Below are 17,797 nucleotides of genomic sequence, written 5' to 3' on the forward strand. Positions count from 1 at the left end.
ACGACCGCAAAAATCGCCAATAAACTCTTGCAATGCAGGAGCCACCCACAGATGCCGATCCTGGACGTCGCCCTCGCGGACCGGGACCGCGGCCGCGTTCATCAGTCTCGCCGTTTTGTTTGCGGCGCACCCGATCATTGGAATGGCCCTTCTGGTACTGGCTGCGGTGGCCAGTCTGCTCCTGTTCATGTCGCTGCGCATCGCAGGTCTATTTGCCTGTTTATTGCTGTCGAAAAAGCCCGCCAGTGATGAAGTTGCGCCCGGCGCTCCGCCCGCTTTACCTTGTGTTTCAATACTGGTTCCGCTGTTTAAAGAAAGAGAAATTGCAGGTGCGCTGATCCGGCGGTTGCAGCGGCTGACCTACCCCAAAGCGCTGTTGGACATCATTCTGGTTCTCGAAGAATCCGATGATGTGACCCGCTCTACACTGGCAGAGGTTGACCTGCCCAGTTGGATCAGAACAGTTGAAGTCCCCGAACTGAATGGCCTGACCACAAAACCCCGCGCGATGAATTATGCGCTGGATTTCTGCCGGGGCGAAATACTTGGGGTCTGGGATGCCGAAGATGCGCCGCAACCGGATCAGATTGAACGCGTTGTCTGGCATTTCGCACAGGCCAAAGAAGACGTTGTTTGCCTGCAGGGCGTTCTGGACTATTACAACCCGCGCACCAACTGGCGGTCGCGCGGCTTTACTATCGAATACAATAGCTGGTTTCGGGTTGTCCTTCAGGGCATCGCGCGCCTTGGGCTTGTTGTTCCTTTAGGCGGCACCACCTTCTTTTTCCGCCGCGACAAGCTGTTGGAGTTGGGTGGATGGGACGCGCACAACGTCACTGAAGACGCCGATCTTGGCGTTCGGCTCAGCCGCGCGGGATATCGCACTGAGATGGTTGATACCACGACCTACGAAGAGGCGAATTTTCGCGCCTGGCCCTGGGTGCGGCAACGATCCCGCTGGCTCAAGGGGTTCATGGTCACCTACCTTGTTCACATGCGGGCGCCGTTGCGCCTGCTGAAGGATCTTGGACCCCTGAGGTTTTTCGGTGTGCAGGCATTCTTTCTGGGAACTGTCGGGCAGTTCCTGCTGGCACCGGTATTATGGCTGTTCTGGTTGTCGACCTTCGGCATACCAAGCCTTTTGGACACGATTATACCGAATACCTTAATGACCGTGCTCTTGTTCCTATTCATCTCTGCAGAGATCACCAATGCCGTCGTTGGCATGATTGCCGTGTCCGCCCGCGAAAGACGTTTTCTGATGCCGTGGGTACCAACGATGCCGCTGTATTTCCCACTGGGTGTTCTGGCCGCGTACAAAGCGCTGTGGGAACTGGCGATCAACCCGTTTTTTTGGGACAAGACACAGCACGGTCAGGCTGGCGAAGAAACCTTGCCGCAGTAGCGCTCAGGTCTCGCGGAGAACTGCATCCTGTTTCAGACGCGTCATGAAGGCAACTGAGATGTGTTCCTTGAGGGCACGTTCAGCCCCCTCTTCGTCCCGCGCCGCAATGGCCTCGACAATGCCTTTGTGCTCGCTCTGCGCGATCTCGCCCCGCCCCTGCACGGCCAGAGACGTGGTTGCCATCAGCGCCATGGTGCGATGCACAAGATCCAATTGCTGAACCAGATACCGGTTGTGCGAGGCCAGGTGAATCTGTTCGTGAAACCGCCGGTTCGCCCGCGACAGGGCCGATGGATCGTTCACCAGCGCGTCATCGGCGGCCACCATTTCCTGAAGCACCTTGATCTCTTCTTCGGTGGCATGCTTGGCCGCCAGCCTTGCGGCCAGCCCTTCCAACTCGCGCCGCACCACATAAAGCTCGGCCATCTGATTGTGGTCCAGCGAAGCCACGATCAGTGAGCGACCGTCGCGTTCCAGCAACGATTGTGTCTCAAGCCGCTGCAATGCCTCGCGGATCGGCGTGCGAGAGACGCCAAACCGTTCCGCCAATTCACTTTCGACCAGACGGTCGCCAGGCTTGTAAATGCCGACGTCAATTGCTTCGAGAATAAGGCTGTAGGCATCTTTGGTGGGCTGTCTGGATTGGGGCATAGGGTCTGTTGTCTCCTCGTTCGGACATGTCTATCCGCCTCAGGCCCTCGCAATCAAGTGCGCCATTGAAAACTGCGCGTCTGCGCTCTAAACCACAACCATGGTCAAACCTGCCTTTGCTCACGTCACCCAATGGGTGTTCGACCTCGACAACACGCTGTACCCACCGCATATGCGCCTGTTCGATCAGATCGAGGTGCTGATGACGGATTACGTGGTGCAGGCCATCGGCGTCGACCGGGCGGAGGCGGATCGGCTGCGGTCACAGTACTGGCGGCAATACGGCACCACTCTGGCTGGTCTGATGGCCGAACATGATCTGGACCCCGATCCGTATCTGCACGCCGTCCATCAGGTCGACATGAGCCATATGGACCCGGACGCTGAACTGGCCGACCACATCCGGTCCCTACCCGGCCGTCGCATCGTCTATACCAATGGCAGCGCGCCTTATGCCGAGCGAGTCCTTGAGGCACGTGGCCTTAATGGTCTGTTTGATGCTATTTATGGGGTGGAACACGCCGGATACCGGCCAAAACCGGAAAAAGTCGCGTTTCAGGCGATCTTTGCACAGGACGGTATCGACACCGCCAAAGCGGCCATGTTCGAGGACGACCCCCGCAATCTGACCGCCCCGCATGAGATGGGAATGCGCACGGTTCATGTCGCACCCGAGCCGCATGAGGCCGACCATATTCACCACCACACCGACGATCTGACTGCGTTTCTGGCCCTCCTGCGTTAGGCTGTCGCACTGCGACGATCTGCTCATTATGCAGGTGCAGCATCGCCCTTATATGCGCTGCAGCGACGAACAGAACCGGAGACTCCCATGAGCGCGATCGAGATGCCTCGGCGCCTGCCCATCTGGCAGCGCCTGTTGATTACAATTTTCTTGTTTGGCCGGAAGGTCCGTGACGCGGCCCATGGCGAGGCGGCCGGCTGGGGCTTTGCCGCCGCTGCGATAATCGGCCTGTGGGGATGTTCCGCCCTGCTGTTTGGCCTGCCCGGGCTTTATATCCCCGCCGTGGCTATGGTGCCGGTGGTGTTCCTGATCCTCATTCTGATCTCGCGCGGCTGACATACGGGACAGGATGTCACTTGGCACGCGCCTTGGAACCGCACTAGGTTCAGCCCGAGATACGGAGACCAAGGCCATGACTGACAGCTGTGACATCCTGATTTCCGGCGGAGGTATCGCCGGTTTGACCGCTGCGGCGGCCTTTGGAACTGCCGGGTTCGACGTGATCTGCGTCGACCCCACACCGCCTATCACCGAACGTGACGTGGACGGGTCCGACCTGCGGACCACGGCCTTTCTGCAACCGGCGCACGGACTGCTGGAGCAATGCGGGCTATGGAGGCGGCTGGACGCGCACGCCGCGCCCCTGCAGATCATGCGCATTGTGGACGCAGGCGGGGAAGTGCCCGAACCCCGCGTGGTACGAGATTTCAATGCAGCCGACATCTCGGACCAGCCCTTTGGTTGGAACCTGCCCAACTGGCTGCTGCGGCGAGAGATGGTCGCCCGCCTGGCCGAATTGCCCAACGTCGATTTCCGCCCCGGCACCGGAACCGCCAGCCTGTTCACCCGCACCGCCGAGGCGCGCGTCGGCCTGAGCGACGGCAGCCGCATTCGCTGCAAACTGGTGGTTGCTGCAGATGGCCGTAATTCTCCGATGCGTGAGGCAGCCGGGATCAACGTGCACACCACACGTTACGGTCAGAAAGCGCTGGCCTTTGCTGTCACTCACCCGGTCCCGCATGACAATGTCTCAACTGAGATTCATCGTTCGGGCGGACCGTTCACACTGGTCCCCCTGCCCGACTGGCAGGGGCAGCCTTCCTCTGCGATTGTGTGGATGGAGCGCGGCCCTCGTGCCGTTGAATTGCTGAACACCGAACCCGAAGCGTTCGAGGTACTGATGACCGAACGCTCCTGCGGGCTGTTCGGCCAACTAAAGCTGGCATCGCGCCGGACGATCTGGCCTATTATCAGCCAGTCGGCGGAACGGCTGTCCGGCGAGCGGATCGCACTAATGGCCGAAGCCGCCCATGTGGTGCCGCCCATCGGCGCGCAGGGACTGAACATGTCGCTGGGCGATCTGCGCAGCTTGCTGGACCTCGCGCAAGCCCGGCCTGAGGGCCTGGGTGATGCTCAGATGCTGGATGCCTATCACAAAGCCCGCCACGCCGAGATTGAAATGCGGGTGAAAGGCATCGACCTGCTGAACCGCGCCTCGATGATCGAAGCGCGGCCGTTACGGGACGTGCGGGCAATGGGGTTGAATGCGCTTTATTCCCTGCCGCCCGTACGTAAGACGCTGATGCAGATGGGCCTCGGCGTGCGCTGAGACCCCGCCGTTACAGAACCTGATCCAGAACGCGTTTCAACCGCGCGATGGTGCCATCTACATCATACAGTTTGTCCAGACCGAACAGGCCCAGGCGGAACGTGCTGAACCCCTCGGGCTCATCACATTGCAGGGGCACACCTGCTGCGATCTGCATGCCCAGAGCCGCGAATTTCTTGCCGTTCTGAATTTCGGGGTCCGAAGTATAGCTGACCACCACCCCTGGCGCACCAAACCCATCAGCAGCAACGGATACGATGCCTTTTTCGTTGAGCATCGCGCGGACACCGTCACCTAAAGCCCACTGCGCATCGCGCAGCTTGTCAAAGCCGTATTCGCGGGTCTCGACCATCGTGTCTCGGAACGCGCGCAGCGCATCCGTCGGCATGGTGGCGTGATAGGCGTGCCCGCCGTTTTCGTACGCCTGCATGATCTGACGCCATTTCTTCAGGTCAACCGCGAAACTGTCCGAAGTAGTTTCCGCCAATCGCGCCTCTGCCCGTTCGGACAGCATGACCAGCCCGGCGCAAGGTGATGCGCTCCACCCTTTCTGCGGGGCCGAGATCAGAACGTCCACACCGGTTGCCTTCATGTCTATCCACGCGCAGCCAGATGCGATGCAATCCAGCACCATCAGCGCGCCGACTTCCTGCGCCGCGGCTGCCATGGCCGTCACGTAATCGTCCGGTAGTATGATCCCTGCCGCAGTTTCAACATGCGGGGCAAACACGACATCCGGGCGTTGCTCGCGAATTGCTGAAACAACCTCTTCAATAGGGGCTGGCGCAAACGGAGCCGGACTGGAATTGCCAGTCTGACGTGCCTTGAGAACCGTCGCCGACGCCGTCAGCCCCCCGGATTCGATAATCTGGCTCCAACGGTATGAGAACCACCCGTTCCGAACCACCAGTACGTTGGCATTACACGCGAACTGACGGGCAACAGCCTCCATCCCGTAAGTACCACCGCCCGGGATCACAGCAATGCCATCCGCCTTGTAAACATCCCGCAACATCCCCGAGATATCCCGCATGACCTGCTGAAACTGAGCGGACATGTGGTTCAAGGACCGATCCGTAAAAACGACCGAGAATTCTTCGAGCCCGTTCGGGTCAATGTTGTCCAATAGCGCCGGCATGATGTGTCCTTTCCAAGCATCGACAGAACTTCTGGAACCATAACGGAGAATCGTAAAGCCCCTTTCGCACCAAGAGTTGACCCAACGGAACCCAAAATCCTAACAAAATATTAACTTCTGAACCCGCCAATAGCGTCAATCGTGACGCCAAACAGTGTCAGCACCCCTTTACACCCTGACGTGTTTCTGAACAGATACATTCACTTTGTAGAAGAAAGGTATTTCCACTCGTGACTGCGCAAAAGCGGATCAGTTTTCAGGTTGTACGTGACGAAGTTAAACGGAGAATTGAAAGCCGTATCTGGCCTCAGGGTTCTCTGTTGCCTACGGAAACACAACTCGCTGAAGAATTTAACTGCGCCCGTGCCACCGTGAACCGCGCCCTGCGGGAACTGGCCGATCAGGGCTTTGTGGAACGGAAACGTAAAAGCGGCACGCGGGTCAAAAAAGAACCAAGCAAGCACGCGAAACTCGAATTCTCCCTGACGCGTCAAGCCGTTGAGAACCAGAATTCAACCTATCGCTATGCCCTGGTCGAACGGAAAATCGTCCCAAGTCCCGGTTGGCTGGCGTCGCAACTCAACGTTCCACCCACGGCACGGGTACTGCACGTCATCTGCATGCATTACGCTGACAATCGTCCTTTTCAACTGGAAGAGCGGTGGATCAACATCGGTACGGTGCCAGAGGTGGAGTATGCTGATCTGAACACGCATGGCCCACATGAATGGCTGCTGAACGCTGCCCCCTTTACCGAGGCCGAGGTCGCCTTTTGCGCAGTCTCCGCCGATGGTCGGTTGGCCGAATTCATGGGCACCACCGCTGGTACATCCATGATTCAACTTGAGCGCACCACCTGGAAAGACGGTGAGCCGATGGCCTTTGCACGGATGACCCATCACCCGGGCTATTGCGTTCGTACCAGATACTGAACGGCGTTAGCCGATTGGCCCGGGCAACCGTTCTTCGCTCAATAGAACGTTGGCTTCGACATCCCCGGCGCCGGGCAATGTCATGATCCGCCTTCTCAGAACCCGTTCAAAGTCCGACAGATCGCGGGCGACGACACGCAGGCGGTAATCGTAAAGTCCCAGCACATGCTCAACGGTCTGAACTTCGGGGATGGCGCTGACGGCGCGTTCAAAATCCTCCAAACTGACCTGCCCTTTGCGGGCCAGTTTGACCCCAAGGAACACGGTCACCCCAAATCCCAGCGCTTCGGCATTCAGTCGCAATCGGCGCCCTTTAATGACACCTGCAGTTTCCAGTCGCCGGATGCGTCGCCAGGTTGCAGGTTGTGACAGGCCCAGTTTGCGCCCTAAAGCCCCGGCACTCTGCGATGCATCCTGCGCCAAAGCATGCAGGATTTTCCGATCCAGTTCGTCCAGTTCCGTCATACCGGCAACATCTCGTCGCTTTTGACCCGCGCGATATGCATCAATGCCTCGATATCCGCGATATGCGGCAAAGTCAGGATGCGGTCGCGATACAATTGCTGATAATGGGACATGTCCTTTGCCAGTATCGAAAGGCGGACGTCTACCCGACCGAGAAAGGTCTGCAATTCGATTACCTCGGGAACTTGCCGCGCCGCCGCGGTGAACTCGTCGAACGCACGTGGTTGCGTCTTGTCCAGCGTCACTCGCAACGAGACCTCGACCGCATACCCCAGCGCCGCCCAGTCAATGACTGCCTCTTGCCCTTGAATGATGCTGGCCTCCTGCATTTTCTCAACTCGCCGCCAACAGACGCTGGCGCTGATACGGCAGAGTTCGGCCAGTTCGGCGGTCGACAGGCTGGGGTCAGCCTGAAAATGGCGCAGGATTCGCCGGTCTATGTCGTCGAGCATGATTTTTTCGCAATTCCGCTGTTTGAAGAATAAATACTCACGTTAATCTTAAAAATTCAAGGTCACTACTATCGCCATCCCTAAACAGGCGCAGTAGAACCCTCAGCAATCGAAACAGAAAGGACCAGCAACATGCGCGTCTATTACGATCGCGATTGCGACATCAACCTGATCAAAGACAAGAAAGTGGCGATCCTGGGCTATGGTTCGCAAGGCCACGCCCACGCGCTGAACCTGCGCGACTCGGGTGCCAAGAACCTGGTCGTTGCCCTGCGCGAAGGTTCGGCATCTGCCAAGAAAGCCGAAGCAGAAGGTTTGCAGGTCATGGGCATCGCCGAAGCCGCAGCCTGGTGCGACGTCATCATGTTCACCATGCCCGACGAACTTCAGGCTGAAACCTACAAGAAATACGTGCATGACAACATCAAGCCGGGCTCGGCTATTGCCTTCGCGCACGGCCTGAACGTCCACTTTGGCCTGATCGAGCCGAAAGAAGGCGTCGATGTCATCATGATGGCCCCTAAAGGCCCCGGCCACACCGTGCGCGGCGAATACGTCAAAGGCGGCGGCGTGCCCTGCCTGGTAGCCGTAGACACCGACGCAACCGGTAAAGCGCTGGAAATCGGACTGTCCTACTGCTCCGCCATCGGTGGCGGCCGTTCGGGCATCATCGAAACCAACTTCCGCGAAGAATGTGAAACCGACCTGTTCGGTGAACAGGCCGTTCTGTGCGGCGGCCTGGTCGAGCTGATCCGCTGCGGCTTTGAAACCCTGGTCGAAGCCGGTTACGCGCCGGAAATGGCCTATTTCGAATGTCTGCACGAAGTGAAGCTGATCGTCGACCTGATTTACGAAGGCGGCATCGCAAACATGGATTACTCGATCTCGAACACCGCCGAGTACGGCCAGTACGTCACCGGTCCGCGTATCCTGCCTTACGAGCAAACCAAGAAGGCGATGAAAGAAGTTCTGGACGACATTCAGCAGGGCAAGTTCGTCCGCGACTTCATGCTGGAAAACCAGGTCGGTCAGCCCTTCCTGAAAGCCTCGCGTCGCGCCAACGACGAGCACCAGATCGAAGAAGTCGGCAAGAAGCTGCGCGGCATGATGCCGTGGATTTCCGCCGGCAAGCTGGTCGATCAGGAAAAGAACTGATCCTGGCAATCGTCTGCGAAAGGGCGGCCTGACTGGCCGCCCTTTTTCGTCCCGGCAATTCACCGAACAGAGGCGCATATGGTTCAGAACCCCACGCCCCGCGACTGGAGCGGTGTCATCACCCTGGGTCTGATCTGGGGTGGCACTTTCATGATCGTCGCAATGGCGTTGGAAGGGTATGGACCAGTGACCGTCGCCACCGCGCGAACCACTCTGGGCGCGGTGACGCTACTGGGCCTGATGGCGATCACCAAACGCAGATTGCCGGGGGCTTCGGCTGCGCTTTGGTGGTCAATTATTGTGATTGGCGTTCTGTCCACCGCCCTGCCCTTTGTCCTGCTGAGTTGGGGACAGCAATATGTGCCGTCGGCCTTTGCCGGACTGTCGATGGCTGCAATTCCGTTGATGGTATTGCCACTGGCGCATTTCTTTTCAGACGAACCAATGAACGCGCGCAGGTTCATCGGGGTTTCACTGGGCTTTTCCGGCGCTTTGGTGCTGATTGGCCCGGGCTTGGCGCAGCTCGGACAAGGGGCGGAACCTTTGGCCCAACTCGCCTGTATCGGCGCGGCACTTTGCTATTCCTGCGCGTCGATCTTCACCCGCAGGTGCCCACCGATTGACCCGGTGGTTCTGGCCGCCTTGACGCTGATGGTCGGCGCCGTGATCCTGCTGCCGATCATGCTGGTGACAGAAGGCATTCCAGGATGGGAAGGAACCCGCCCCGGCCTTTCAATCCTGATCCTTGGCCTCTTGCCGACGGCGTTCGCCACCCTGTTGCGGGTATCCATCATCCGCAGCGCCGGGTCCGTGTTTCTCACACTAGTCAACTATCAGGTGCCGATCTGGTCGATGGTCTTTGGCGCGTGGATCCTGTCGGAATCCCTGCCGCTGCGGTTTTACATCGCGCTGACCATGATCCTGACCGGGCTGGCCATCAGCCAGTGGTTCAGCCTGAGGAAAATGCTGATCGGTCGCTAACTGGCAACCGCCTCTACCTCGGCGACGATGCCGTCAACAACCTGGGTCAACAGCGCATCATCCTCGCATTCGGCCATCACGCGGATCAGAGGTTCAGTGCCCGACTTGCGGATAAGTAAACGCCCCTGCCCATTCAGACGCGCCTCGGCATCAGCAATCGCAGCTTTGACGTTGGCAGCCTCTAGTGGAGCTTGCCCGTCGCCATAGCGGACGTTCTTGAGCAATTGCGGAACAGTTTCAAACTGCACCGACAGTTCAGAGGCTTTGCGGCCCGAATGAACCATTTCAGCCAGAAAATGTAAGCCCGCCATCAGGCCGTCGCCTGTGGTGGCGTAGTCGCTCATGACGACGTGCCCTGACTGTTCGCCACCCAGATTGAACCCGCCTTCCCGCATCCGCTCAACGACATAGCGGTCGCCAACTGCTGTCCGCTCAAGCCGTAGCCCCTGCGCGGCAAGGTGCCGTTCCAGCCCGAGGTTCGACATGACCGTCGCGACCAGTGCGCCCCCTTCCAGGCGATCCGCCTTGGCCCAACTGGTCGCCAGCAACGCCATAAGCTGATCACCATCGGCCACCTGCCCGTGTTCGTCGACCATCACAACGCGATCGGCATCTCCGTCCAGACAAATTCCGACATCCGCCCCATGGGCTACAACAGTCTCAGCGGCCAGTTGAGGTTTGGTCGAACCGCAATTCAGATTGATATTCTTGCCGTTCGGTGCGACGCCGACTGGAATGACGTCGGCACCCAGTTCCCACAGCACCTCGGGCGCGGTGCGGTGAGCGGCGCCATTGGCACAATCGACCACCACTTTCAGCCCATCCAAACGCAGATCGCGGGACAGAGAAGATTTGACTCGCTCGCCGTACCGAAAACGGGCATCGTCTACCCGGCGGGCGCGCCCGATATTTTGTGCCTGCGCGGGCTTGACGCCTTCCTCGATCAGACGTTCAATCTCAAGCTCTGCCTGATCGGACAGCTTGAACCCGTCGGGGCCAAAGAACTTGATTCCATTGTCTTCAGCCGGGTTATGACTGGCCGAAATCATCACACCCAGATCCGCACGCATCGAACGCGTCATCAGACCCACAGCCGGGGTTGGCACCGGCCCCAGCAACAACACGTTCATTCCGGTTGAGGTCAGACCAGCCGTCAGAGCGTTTTCCAGCATATAGCCAGACAGACGCGTATCCTTACCGATCACGACCCGGTGCGCACTTGACGAGTCGCGGCGGAAATACCGCCCGACAGCGGCCCCGATGCGCAAGGCCATCTCGGCCGTTATCGGATGCGTGTTGGCGGTGCCCCGCACTCCATCTGTCCCGAACAGCTTGCGCATTTTAGTTACTCCACAAATTCCTGCCTGCGACCGGATTACCGGACGGCAGCCCATAGGCGCAAGGCCTGAGCTGTCTCGGCGACGTCATGCACGCGAATGATCTGCACACCTTGTGCCAAACCGGCCAATGCCACGGCAATGGATCCGGGTGCGCGCGCATCCTTGCGCGGCTCCTTGCCGATCTGCCCGATGAATCCCTTGCGCGATACGCCCAGCAGGATCGGACAACCCAGGCCGTGGAACACGCTGAGATTTTGCAAAAGGGTCAGATTGTGTGCTTCGGTTTTGCCGAACCCGATGCCGGGATCGACAACAATCTGGTCCCGCTTCAGGCCCAGTTTTTCCAGTTGAACCACCTGCTCCTCAAGAAAATCGTAAACGTCGAGAAGAACATCATCGTATTGTGGATCATCCTGCATTGTGGCCGGATCGCCCTGCATATGCATCGCACAGACCGGAGCGCCCACCTGAGCGCAAAATGGCGCAAGTTGCGGATCAAACGTGAACCCTGAAACGTCGTTGATCAAACCCGCGCCTGCGTTCCAGGCCGCCCGTGCAACGCCTGCCTTGCGCGTATCGATGGAAATCAGTGCATCCGTCTTGGCGCGAATAGCCTCAATCAAAGGTTTCGTGCGGGCGATTTCCTCGTCCTCAGGCACGTAAGACGCGCCCGGCCGGGTCGATTCACCGCCGATATCCAGAATACTGGCCCCGTGAGACACCATATCTTCCGCCGAAGACAGGGCGGCCTCGACCGAGTTGTGTACGCCACCATCCGAAAAACTGTCCGGCGTTGCATTGAGGATGCCCATGATTTGCGGAAAGTCCATTGGCAGCCCGGCAATTTCGGCGCGCGGAAGTGTGAGGCGATTCAGAACATCGCTTGGAATATTCTGTGCTGCGACAATTTCGGGCTTTTCCTCGCGGGTGAGCCGCTCGGCATGTGTGAACCACAATGCCTGCCCGGCAAGAGGCACCTCCCCTTCCGGGCGCACAACCCCGTGTTGAACCAGTGGCCGGAAGTACTCGATCACAATTGCGCCTGATCCACGGAAATCGCACGCAGCGGTGTTTTCGGTGCGTCCGGCAGCTCTCCGCCGATCACCATCATTTCGCTGGCCTCAAACGTGGCCGCGAACCATGCCGCCAGCGCAACTGCATCCGAAGGCGCGGCGGAAGGGCCGTCTACGGCATCCAACACGATCTTGGACGGTGCCCAGACGCAAATCTGGCCATTCTTCATGGCCCAGTCCAATTCCGTCCGCGTAGATACTACGACGCACCGGTGATCGCGCGCCGCCAGAACCCATGCGTTCTGTTCGATCGCCAGCAGGTCGATCCGGCGTTGGGTCATGGAGTGACCAGTCTGAGAAACCGCCATATCGGCAGCCCCAACGCACAGGATCAATGGTCGCTGACGGTTTTCCAATTGGTCAATCCATCCGGTCAGATTGGGCGAGGCAATGGCTTCGTTCGACAGGAACACCAAGCGCGGATGCGGGCGTTCTTCCTCGACCACGTCGTGGTGAGCTCTGTCCTTTCCGCGCACAATTTCCACTCCCAGAGCGCCGGGGCCACGATCCAGTTTTTCGATGCGAACAAAAGCTCTTACAGCCTGAGGTTCAAGCAGGATACGCTCTGCCACACGGTCTGCGAGTGTTTCCAGCAGGTTCAGACGTTCAGCCGCCAGTTCATACGCGATGGCCTCCGTCACCCGGTCGTAGGACAGGATGCGGTCAACGTCGTCGTCTATCGGGTCGGTCAGAGGGCGCACCTCGACCACGATGTTGAAGCAGATGCGCTGCGTTGTGCCACGCTCGGCCTGAAAGGCGCCAATCTCAACCTCGACGATATGGTCCCGCAACGAGATGCGATCCAGCGGGCCGCGCGCCGCGGTCGCTTCGGACCGTTCGGACGGGTGCGCAAACGCAAGACGGATTTCAGAACTCATTCGACGGACCTTTTCGGGCTTTATGGACATATTTGCCCAAACTAAACGATGTGCGGGCGTATAACACCGCGACAAGCGCCTTTCCAGCCATCGAATGCGGCGTCAGGTGACGCGGAACCAGCTCATCATGCCCGAAGCGGCATGACCCAGCATATGGCAATGCAGCAGCCAATCGCCAGGATTATCCGCCACCAGAGCGATCTGCCGGGTCTGCCCCCGCTCGACCAATACCGTGTCCCGCCACGGACCCAGGCTGCCATCCGGAAGGATCAGCCGAAAATGGTGCCCATGCAGATGCATTGCGTGCGGAAAGGCGGTTTCGTTGACGAATTCAATTTTGTGAGTGCCGCCCAAAGGGGCATCAAGAAACGGGTCTTCAGGGCGGTCGGCGTACCCGCTCAAAGCCCAAAACCGGCCAAGTTGCGCCAGTTCGCGGCCCGATAGCTCCGTTTCTCCAATCTTCGCTGCCTCCAGCCACCGCATCGCGCCGCCCTGCATCGTCATACGATGCGACGGTGCGCCTTCCAGGTTCACCTGTGGCATGGGGTTCGCTGGCAATGGGACGATCCCCGATCTGCGGGCCTCAGAATGGCCGGAAACTGGAAACCGCACCACTCCAAACCCTCCGTCCCGCTCAACACTCACTAAACCGGCGACTTCTGCGGAATTGGCCTGAACATCCACGATAAGATCTGCACGTTGCGCTGGAGCCAGAGGAAAGCTCTTTTGAATCGAAAGCGGATTATCCAGCGGCATTCCGTCCAGCGCCACAATGCGCCCTTTCAGACCATCCAACGCCAGATCAAAGATCCTGGCGTTTGACGCATTGATCAGGCGCAACCGCAGACGCTCGCCAGTTCGCACGGAATATGCGGGGTCGAACTGACCGTTCACCGAGACAAGGTTGCCCAGCCGTCCCGCGTGGCTCAGGTCATGGCCATTGTCGAAATCGTCCACGATCAGAGCAGTTTCCGGGTCCAGCCTCCAATCGTCCAACATCAGCGTCAGATCCTGATCGACATCGGGGGCATCAGCCTCTTCAACGATCAGCGCCCCGTACAGGCCACGCGCGACCTGTTCCATAGACCGATTATGTGCGTGATACCAATATGTTCCGGCATCCGGTGCAACAAAATCATACTCAAAGGTCCCACCGGGTTCGACAGCCTCTTGCGTCAACCCCGGCACACCGTCCATCGCATTGTCGATCCGGATACCATGCCAATGCACCGTGGTCGCCTGAGGCAGATCGTTTACCAATCTGCGCCGGACCCGGTCGCCCTGACGCAGCCGAATTTCCGTGCCCGGGACGCTGCCACCATAGGTCCAGACCGGTGTTTCCGGATAACCTTGAGGGGCAATCTGCTGCACTGCCCGCTGCGCGACCAGTTCGGACCCATTCGCCTGACCTACTGTAGGCAGCAACGTAAGTGCGGCTGCTGATTGCAGAAATTGTCTGCGGTAAAAGTTCATTGCGGGCCTCCTGGCCCGCAACATAGGTCAATTAACGCCCCGCGCCATCAGGGTTCCAGCGCGGGTGCGTCAATCAGTTACTCGCTGTCCGGTAATTGTGCCGGTAGAAAACGTGCACACCGATGCGCGCCGTTTCTTTGTATACACGTGACCACGATGGCCGCACCGCGGTGGTGTGGTAATGAGTGGCCCCTTCAGTCAGGTCTTTGGCGACGCCATCAATTGCGGCACGGGCAACTTTGGAAACACGCTCATAGGCCTTTTTTTCGTGGATCACTTCCTTATGCCCGTCACAGGTATATGTGAACTGGCATTGGTATTTCTTGCCTGTACCCTGCTTGATCACACCGCACAGCGAATCCGGGAAGCGACCGCTATCGACGCGGTTCAGGATAACTTCGGCCACGGCGAACTGTCCGCGCACGCTTTCGCCTCGGGCCTCAAAGTACAGCGCTTCGGCCAGACATTTAAAGTTTTCGTCCCCGGTTGCAGCTGGTTGCTGATCCAGCCAATCATTCGAGTACGATATTTTCTGGGGCTCAAGCACTTTTCGGGGCTTGAACAGATTCAGATAGTCGCGAAAGTTCTGACCGGGCAGTTCGCTCCGTGTAACCAGTTCGCGTTTGGCAGTATCGGTGGCTTCCCTTTCAGCGAAAGACACACTCGGCAGCACGGTTGCTGCCAACGTGGCAGCAGCCAGTATGTATCGTAGCATCAGATAACCTCGCACAGGCACATATCGCGCCAAACCCTCCCCCGGCGGGCGCGACGAGGCTATTACCGAATAGAATCCGAAACGTCCAGTTCTGTCGAAAAAGCAAGTGGAAAATTGCCCGCGGGACCGAATTATTTCGGTCACAGGTCCATCCCTGACCCACTAATCCTAGGGTGAAAAGCTTCTGTCAACCCCCAAGTCTGGACGAAATCGCCAGTTGAGCGGCAGCCAGCCGAGCGACCGGTACCCGGAAGGGGGAACAGGATACATAGTCAAACCCCAAATCCCGGCAAATGGCGATTGATTCGGGATTTCCGCCATGTTCGCCGCAAACAGACAGTGTCACATCCGGTTGCGCCTGTCGGCCACGTTCAGACCCAAGTTTCAGCAATTCTCCGACTCCATCCGGGTCGAGAACATGAAACGGGTCTTCAACAAAGACGCCTTGCCGTACATAGGCCGACATAAACCTGCCTGCATCGTCTCGGGACAGGCCATAGGTCATCTGCGTCAGGTCGTTTGTGCCGAAGCTCAGAAATGAAGTTTGCGGTGCAATCTCATCCGCCCGCAGACAGGCGCGTGGCGTTTCAACCATAACACCCAGGCGGTATTCGAATTCCTCTCCCCGCTCGGCCGCCACCGCGGCGGCAACGGAATCGATGCGAGTTTTGACCAATTCCACCTCGCGTTTGGCTGAGACCAGCGGGATCATCACCTCGGGCACAACCGGCGCTCCGTCCTTGCTGGCCTCCAGCGTTGCCTCAAAGATCGCGCGGGCTTGCATGTCATAGATTTCCGGCACGGTGACGCCAAGACGGACACCGCGCAGACCCAACATTGGATTATACTCCGTCATGGCAGCAACCCGGCGCTCAACATCCGAGATCGGCAAATCCAGAGCCTCTGCCAACTCACGCTGTCCGCTTCGAGTCGTTGGAAGGAACTCATGCAGCGGCGGGTCGAACAGGCGAATGCACACCGGCTGCCCCTCCATGATCCGGAAGAGCTGCACGAAATCTTCACGTTGCATCGGCAAAAGCCGCTCCAGAACCGCAGCCCGACCCGAGGAGGTCTGCGCAAAAATCATTTCACGCATCACGATCAGGCGGCCGGGATCAAAGAACATATGCTCGGTTCGGCACAGGCCGATCCCCTGTGCCAGAAAGTTTCGTGCGGTTTGCGCGTCGGCGGGTGTATCGGCATTGGCACGGATAGCTATGTCACGCTCGGCATCGGCCCATCCCATAAGGGTCTGGAAACAGTCGTCCAGCGCAGCTTCGAGCATGGCCGGCTGGCCGGCCAGCACCTGCCCCGACGACCCGTCGATCGTCAGGGTATCGCCCGTCTTGAACACACGCCCGTCAGGGGCGGTCAGCAGCTTTTTCTTTGTCTGGAACCGGATATCAGACGCGCCAACAATGCAGGGCAGACCAAGGCCCCGCCCGATCACCGCGGCGTGGCTGGTCATGCCACCCTTTTCGGTCAGCACCGCCACTGCCGCGTGCATACCACGCACATCTTCTGGCGACGTTTCGCGGCGAACCAGAATACACGGCTCACCGCGCGCGGCGCTGGCCTGTGCCTCGGCAGCGGTGAACACGATCTTACCCGTGGCCGCACCCGGGCTGGCTGCAATACCGTTTGTCAGAACATCACGGCGTGCTTCGGGGTGGACCTGCCGGTGCAGCAGTTCGTTCAGGGAATGCGGATCGACCCGCATCACCGCCTCCTGCGGCAGGATAATGCTGTCTTCGGCCATCCGCACCGCGATCCGCACTGCGGCCCGCGCATTGCGCTGTACACGCACGCCGTCCAGAATATGAACATGACCGTTTTCAATCACAAATTCGACCTGCATTTCCTCGCGCAGCTTTTCACGCATGAGTTCAGCGTGGTTTTTAAGGGCTGCAAAGGTCTCCGGCGCTACGTCTTCAAGGGAAACCCCGCGTTCGTCCCTTTCCAGATAAAGCGCTGAGACCCCCTCGCCCAGGGCATCGCGCCCCTGGCTCTGGCTCAGATAGCGACCCGTGATCTGCGGCATTCCGGTTGTCGAATCCACCAGCTGCAGCACGCCCGAGCCACATTCACCCTGCCCGACACCCGGAATCATCTCCTGAATGACCAACCCAAGCCCGGCATCCGCCGGCGCACCCTTGGCCTGACGCAGCAGACGGGCCGAGGTCCCGTCCCATGCCCGCGCCATGGACCTCAAAACAGCCACCAACTGTTCACCACGATCCTGCGGGAAGGGCTCTTCGGTCTCATCCTCATAAGCCCGCAACGACTGGCGCAAACCTTCCAGACCATCTGCTTCGATGTCGTCGAACACGTCCGCATCCAGACGGGCCACATGGATCGCATAGCTTTGGACAAAGCGCAGAGACAGCGCCGCAGCGGCCTCGGCCCCCATCTTGTCGGACAGATCCACATATCGGGCGTCGTTCATGCCGATATTGAGAATCGCCCCCGGACCGCCCCAATCGGGGTCTTCCGAACTAGGTCGCACACAGAGCAGCGCCGACTCGTCGAACTGTTCGAGGATCGCGGCGATATCCGGCACGTGCCCTTCGGCGATCCGGTGTACCGCATCGAAGGACAGCGCCACGGTGCGCGGCACCGGTAGGTCCAGCCGGACCAGACGTTGCAGACATTTCGCCCGCCCGCCATGCGTATTGGCGGCAACGGGCGCTTCGGACGTTATCAGTGTGGTATGCGGATTATTCTGCACTGCGGCACCTTTTGATTTCACCGCAGCATAAGCCCCTGCACCAGTGGCGCAAGGGCG

17 protein-coding genes are annotated in these 17,797 nt (G+C 59.0%); 7 read left to right on the forward strand and 10 right to left on the reverse strand.

What is annotated here, in order from left to right:
• The first annotated feature begins 142 nt into the window (after window positions 1–142).
• On the forward strand, window positions 143–1,405 hold the full coding sequence (locus GOX66_RS22015) for a glycosyltransferase (RefSeq protein ID WP_336509521.1): 1,263 nt from the start codon (window positions 143–145) through the stop codon (window positions 1,403–1,405).
• Window positions 1,406–1,408: 3 nt separating this feature from the next.
• On the opposite strand, the gene GOX66_RS22020 is transcribed toward GOX66_RS22015, so the two are convergent.
• Window positions 1,409–2,056 (reverse strand): GntR family transcriptional regulator, encoded by a 648-nt coding sequence (locus GOX66_RS22020; RefSeq protein WP_170765517.1) that lies wholly within the window; start codon window positions 2,054–2,056, stop codon window positions 1,409–1,411.
• A 100-nt stretch (window positions 2,057–2,156) separates the two neighbouring features.
• On the opposite strand from GOX66_RS22020, the gene GOX66_RS22025 reads away from it, so the two are divergent.
• From GOX66_RS22025 to GOX66_RS22035, 3 genes are all read left to right on the forward strand, one after another.
• Window positions 2,157–2,801 carry a pyrimidine 5'-nucleotidase gene (locus GOX66_RS22025; protein WP_170765519.1) on the forward strand — a complete coding sequence of 215 codons (645 nt, stop codon included), beginning with the start codon at window positions 2,157–2,159 and terminating at the stop codon, window positions 2,799–2,801.
• Between the two features lie 87 nt (window positions 2,802–2,888).
• Window positions 2,889–3,137 carry a hypothetical protein gene (locus GOX66_RS22030; RefSeq protein ID WP_170765521.1) on the forward strand — a complete coding sequence of 83 codons (249 nt, stop codon included), beginning with the start codon at window positions 2,889–2,891 and terminating at the stop codon, window positions 3,135–3,137.
• 76 nt (window positions 3,138–3,213) lie between these two features.
• Window positions 3,214–4,410, forward strand: a complete 1,197-nt coding sequence (locus GOX66_RS22035; RefSeq protein ID WP_170765523.1) for a UbiH/UbiF family hydroxylase — start codon at window positions 3,214–3,216, stop codon at window positions 4,408–4,410.
• 10 nt (window positions 4,411–4,420) lie between these two features.
• Here the strand turns inward: GOX66_RS22035 and GOX66_RS22040 are convergent, their stop codons facing one another.
• Entirely contained in the window at window positions 4,421–5,548 is a 1,128-nt protein-coding gene (locus tag GOX66_RS22040) for an aminotransferase class V-fold PLP-dependent enzyme (RefSeq protein ID WP_170765525.1), read from the reverse strand.
• Window positions 5,549–5,778: 230 nt separating this feature from the next.
• Between GOX66_RS22040 and GOX66_RS22045 the strand changes: the two genes are divergently transcribed.
• Window positions 5,779–6,480 carry a UTRA domain-containing protein gene (locus GOX66_RS22045; protein ID WP_170765527.1) on the forward strand — a complete coding sequence of 234 codons (702 nt, stop codon included), beginning with the start codon at window positions 5,779–5,781 and terminating at the stop codon, window positions 6,478–6,480.
• A gap of 6 nt (window positions 6,481–6,486) precedes the next feature.
• Here GOX66_RS22045 and GOX66_RS22050 read toward each other — a convergent pair whose 3' ends face one another.
• Window positions 6,487–6,945, reverse strand: a complete 459-nt coding sequence (locus GOX66_RS22050) for an Lrp/AsnC family transcriptional regulator (protein ID WP_170765528.1) — start codon at window positions 6,943–6,945, stop codon at window positions 6,487–6,489.
• A complete protein-coding gene (locus GOX66_RS22055) occupies window positions 6,942–7,397 on the reverse strand; it encodes an Lrp/AsnC family transcriptional regulator (RefSeq protein WP_170765531.1) in 456 nt (151 codons plus the stop codon). Before GOX66_RS22055 ends, GOX66_RS22050 begins: the two co-directional genes overlap by 4 nt.
• A 132-nt stretch (window positions 7,398–7,529) precedes the next feature.
• On the opposite strand from GOX66_RS22055, the gene ilvC reads away from it, so the two are divergent.
• Window positions 7,530–8,552 (forward strand): ketol-acid reductoisomerase, encoded by a 1,023-nt coding sequence (gene ilvC / locus GOX66_RS22060; RefSeq protein WP_170765533.1) that lies wholly within the window; start codon window positions 7,530–7,532, stop codon window positions 8,550–8,552.
• A 78-nt stretch (window positions 8,553–8,630) separates the two neighbouring features.
• Complete coding sequence (locus tag GOX66_RS22065; RefSeq protein ID WP_170765535.1) at window positions 8,631–9,533, forward strand: DMT family transporter; 903 nt, start codon at window positions 8,631–8,633, stop codon at window positions 9,531–9,533.
• Here GOX66_RS22065 and glmM read toward each other — a convergent pair.
• The 6 genes from glmM to GOX66_RS22095 form a co-directional block, all read right to left on the reverse strand.
• Window positions 9,530–10,873 carry a phosphoglucosamine mutase gene (glmM, locus tag GOX66_RS22070; RefSeq protein ID WP_170765536.1) on the reverse strand — a complete coding sequence of 448 codons (1,344 nt, stop codon included), beginning with the start codon at window positions 10,871–10,873 and terminating at the stop codon, window positions 9,530–9,532. The genes GOX66_RS22065 and glmM overlap by 4 nt on opposite strands.
• A 35-nt stretch (window positions 10,874–10,908) precedes the next feature.
• The gene (gene folP / locus GOX66_RS22075; RefSeq protein ID WP_170765563.1) at window positions 10,909–11,904 is read right to left on the reverse strand and encodes a dihydropteroate synthase; all 996 of its coding nucleotides are present in this window, start codon (window positions 11,902–11,904) and stop codon (window positions 10,909–10,911) included.
• The gene (locus GOX66_RS22080; RefSeq protein ID WP_170765537.1) at window positions 11,904–12,824 is read right to left on the reverse strand and encodes a dihydroneopterin aldolase; all 921 of its coding nucleotides are present in this window, start codon (window positions 12,822–12,824) and stop codon (window positions 11,904–11,906) included. Before GOX66_RS22080 ends, folP begins: the two co-directional genes overlap by 1 nt.
• A gap of 102 nt (window positions 12,825–12,926) precedes the next feature.
• On the reverse strand, window positions 12,927–14,297 hold the full coding sequence (locus GOX66_RS22085; protein WP_170765538.1) for a multicopper oxidase family protein: 1,371 nt from the start codon (window positions 14,295–14,297) through the stop codon (window positions 12,927–12,929).
• Window positions 14,298–14,370: 73 nt separating this feature from the next.
• Complete coding sequence (locus tag GOX66_RS22090) at window positions 14,371–15,012, reverse strand: cell wall hydrolase (RefSeq protein WP_170765539.1); 642 nt, start codon at window positions 15,010–15,012, stop codon at window positions 14,371–14,373.
• 187 nt (window positions 15,013–15,199) lie between these two features.
• Entirely contained in the window at window positions 15,200–17,761 is a 2,562-nt protein-coding gene (locus tag GOX66_RS22095) for a putative PEP-binding protein (RefSeq protein ID WP_170765540.1), read from the reverse strand.
• Window positions 17,762–17,797: the final 36 nt, after the last annotated feature.

The organism is Ruegeria lacuscaerulensis, assembly GCF_013031245.1.
Taxonomy (GTDB): domain Bacteria; phylum Pseudomonadota; class Alphaproteobacteria; order Rhodobacterales; family Rhodobacteraceae; genus Ruegeria; species Ruegeria lacuscaerulensis_C.

Coding starts and splice junctions, on each gene's coding strand:
- GOX66_RS22080 (WP_170765537.1), bottom strand. CDS start 12,824: ATGAGTTCTGAAATCCGTCTTGCGTTTGCGCACCCGTCCGAACGGTCC.
- GOX66_RS22065 (WP_170765535.1), top strand. CDS start 8,631: ATGGTTCAGAACCCCACGCCCCGCGACTGGAGCGGTGTCATCACCCTG.
- GOX66_RS22030 (WP_170765521.1), top strand. CDS start 2,889: ATGAGCGCGATCGAGATGCCTCGGCGCCTGCCCATCTGGCAGCGCCTG.
- GOX66_RS22025 (WP_170765519.1), top strand. CDS start 2,157: ATGGTCAAACCTGCCTTTGCTCACGTCACCCAATGGGTGTTCGACCTC.
- glmM (WP_170765536.1), bottom strand. CDS start 10,873: ATGCGCAAGCTGTTCGGGACAGATGGAGTGCGGGGCACCGCCAACACG.
- GOX66_RS22050 (WP_170765528.1), bottom strand. CDS start 6,945: ATGACGGAACTGGACGAACTGGATCGGAAAATCCTGCATGCTTTGGCG.
- GOX66_RS22040 (WP_170765525.1), bottom strand. CDS start 5,548: ATGCCGGCGCTATTGGACAACATTGACCCGAACGGGCTCGAAGAATTC.
- GOX66_RS22090 (WP_170765539.1), bottom strand. CDS start 15,012: ATGCTACGATACATACTGGCTGCTGCCACGTTGGCAGCAACCGTGCTG.
- GOX66_RS22035 (WP_170765523.1), top strand. CDS start 3,214: ATGACTGACAGCTGTGACATCCTGATTTCCGGCGGAGGTATCGCCGGT.
- GOX66_RS22015 (WP_336509521.1), top strand. CDS start 143: ATGGCCCTTCTGGTACTGGCTGCGGTGGCCAGTCTGCTCCTGTTCATG.
- GOX66_RS22055 (WP_170765531.1), bottom strand. CDS start 7,397: ATGCTCGACGACATAGACCGGCGAATCCTGCGCCATTTTCAGGCTGAC.
- GOX66_RS22085 (WP_170765538.1), bottom strand. CDS start 14,297: ATGAACTTTTACCGCAGACAATTTCTGCAATCAGCAGCCGCACTTACG.
- ilvC (WP_170765533.1), top strand. CDS start 7,530: ATGCGCGTCTATTACGATCGCGATTGCGACATCAACCTGATCAAAGAC.
- GOX66_RS22020 (WP_170765517.1), bottom strand. CDS start 2,056: ATGCCCCAATCCAGACAGCCCACCAAAGATGCCTACAGCCTTATTCTC.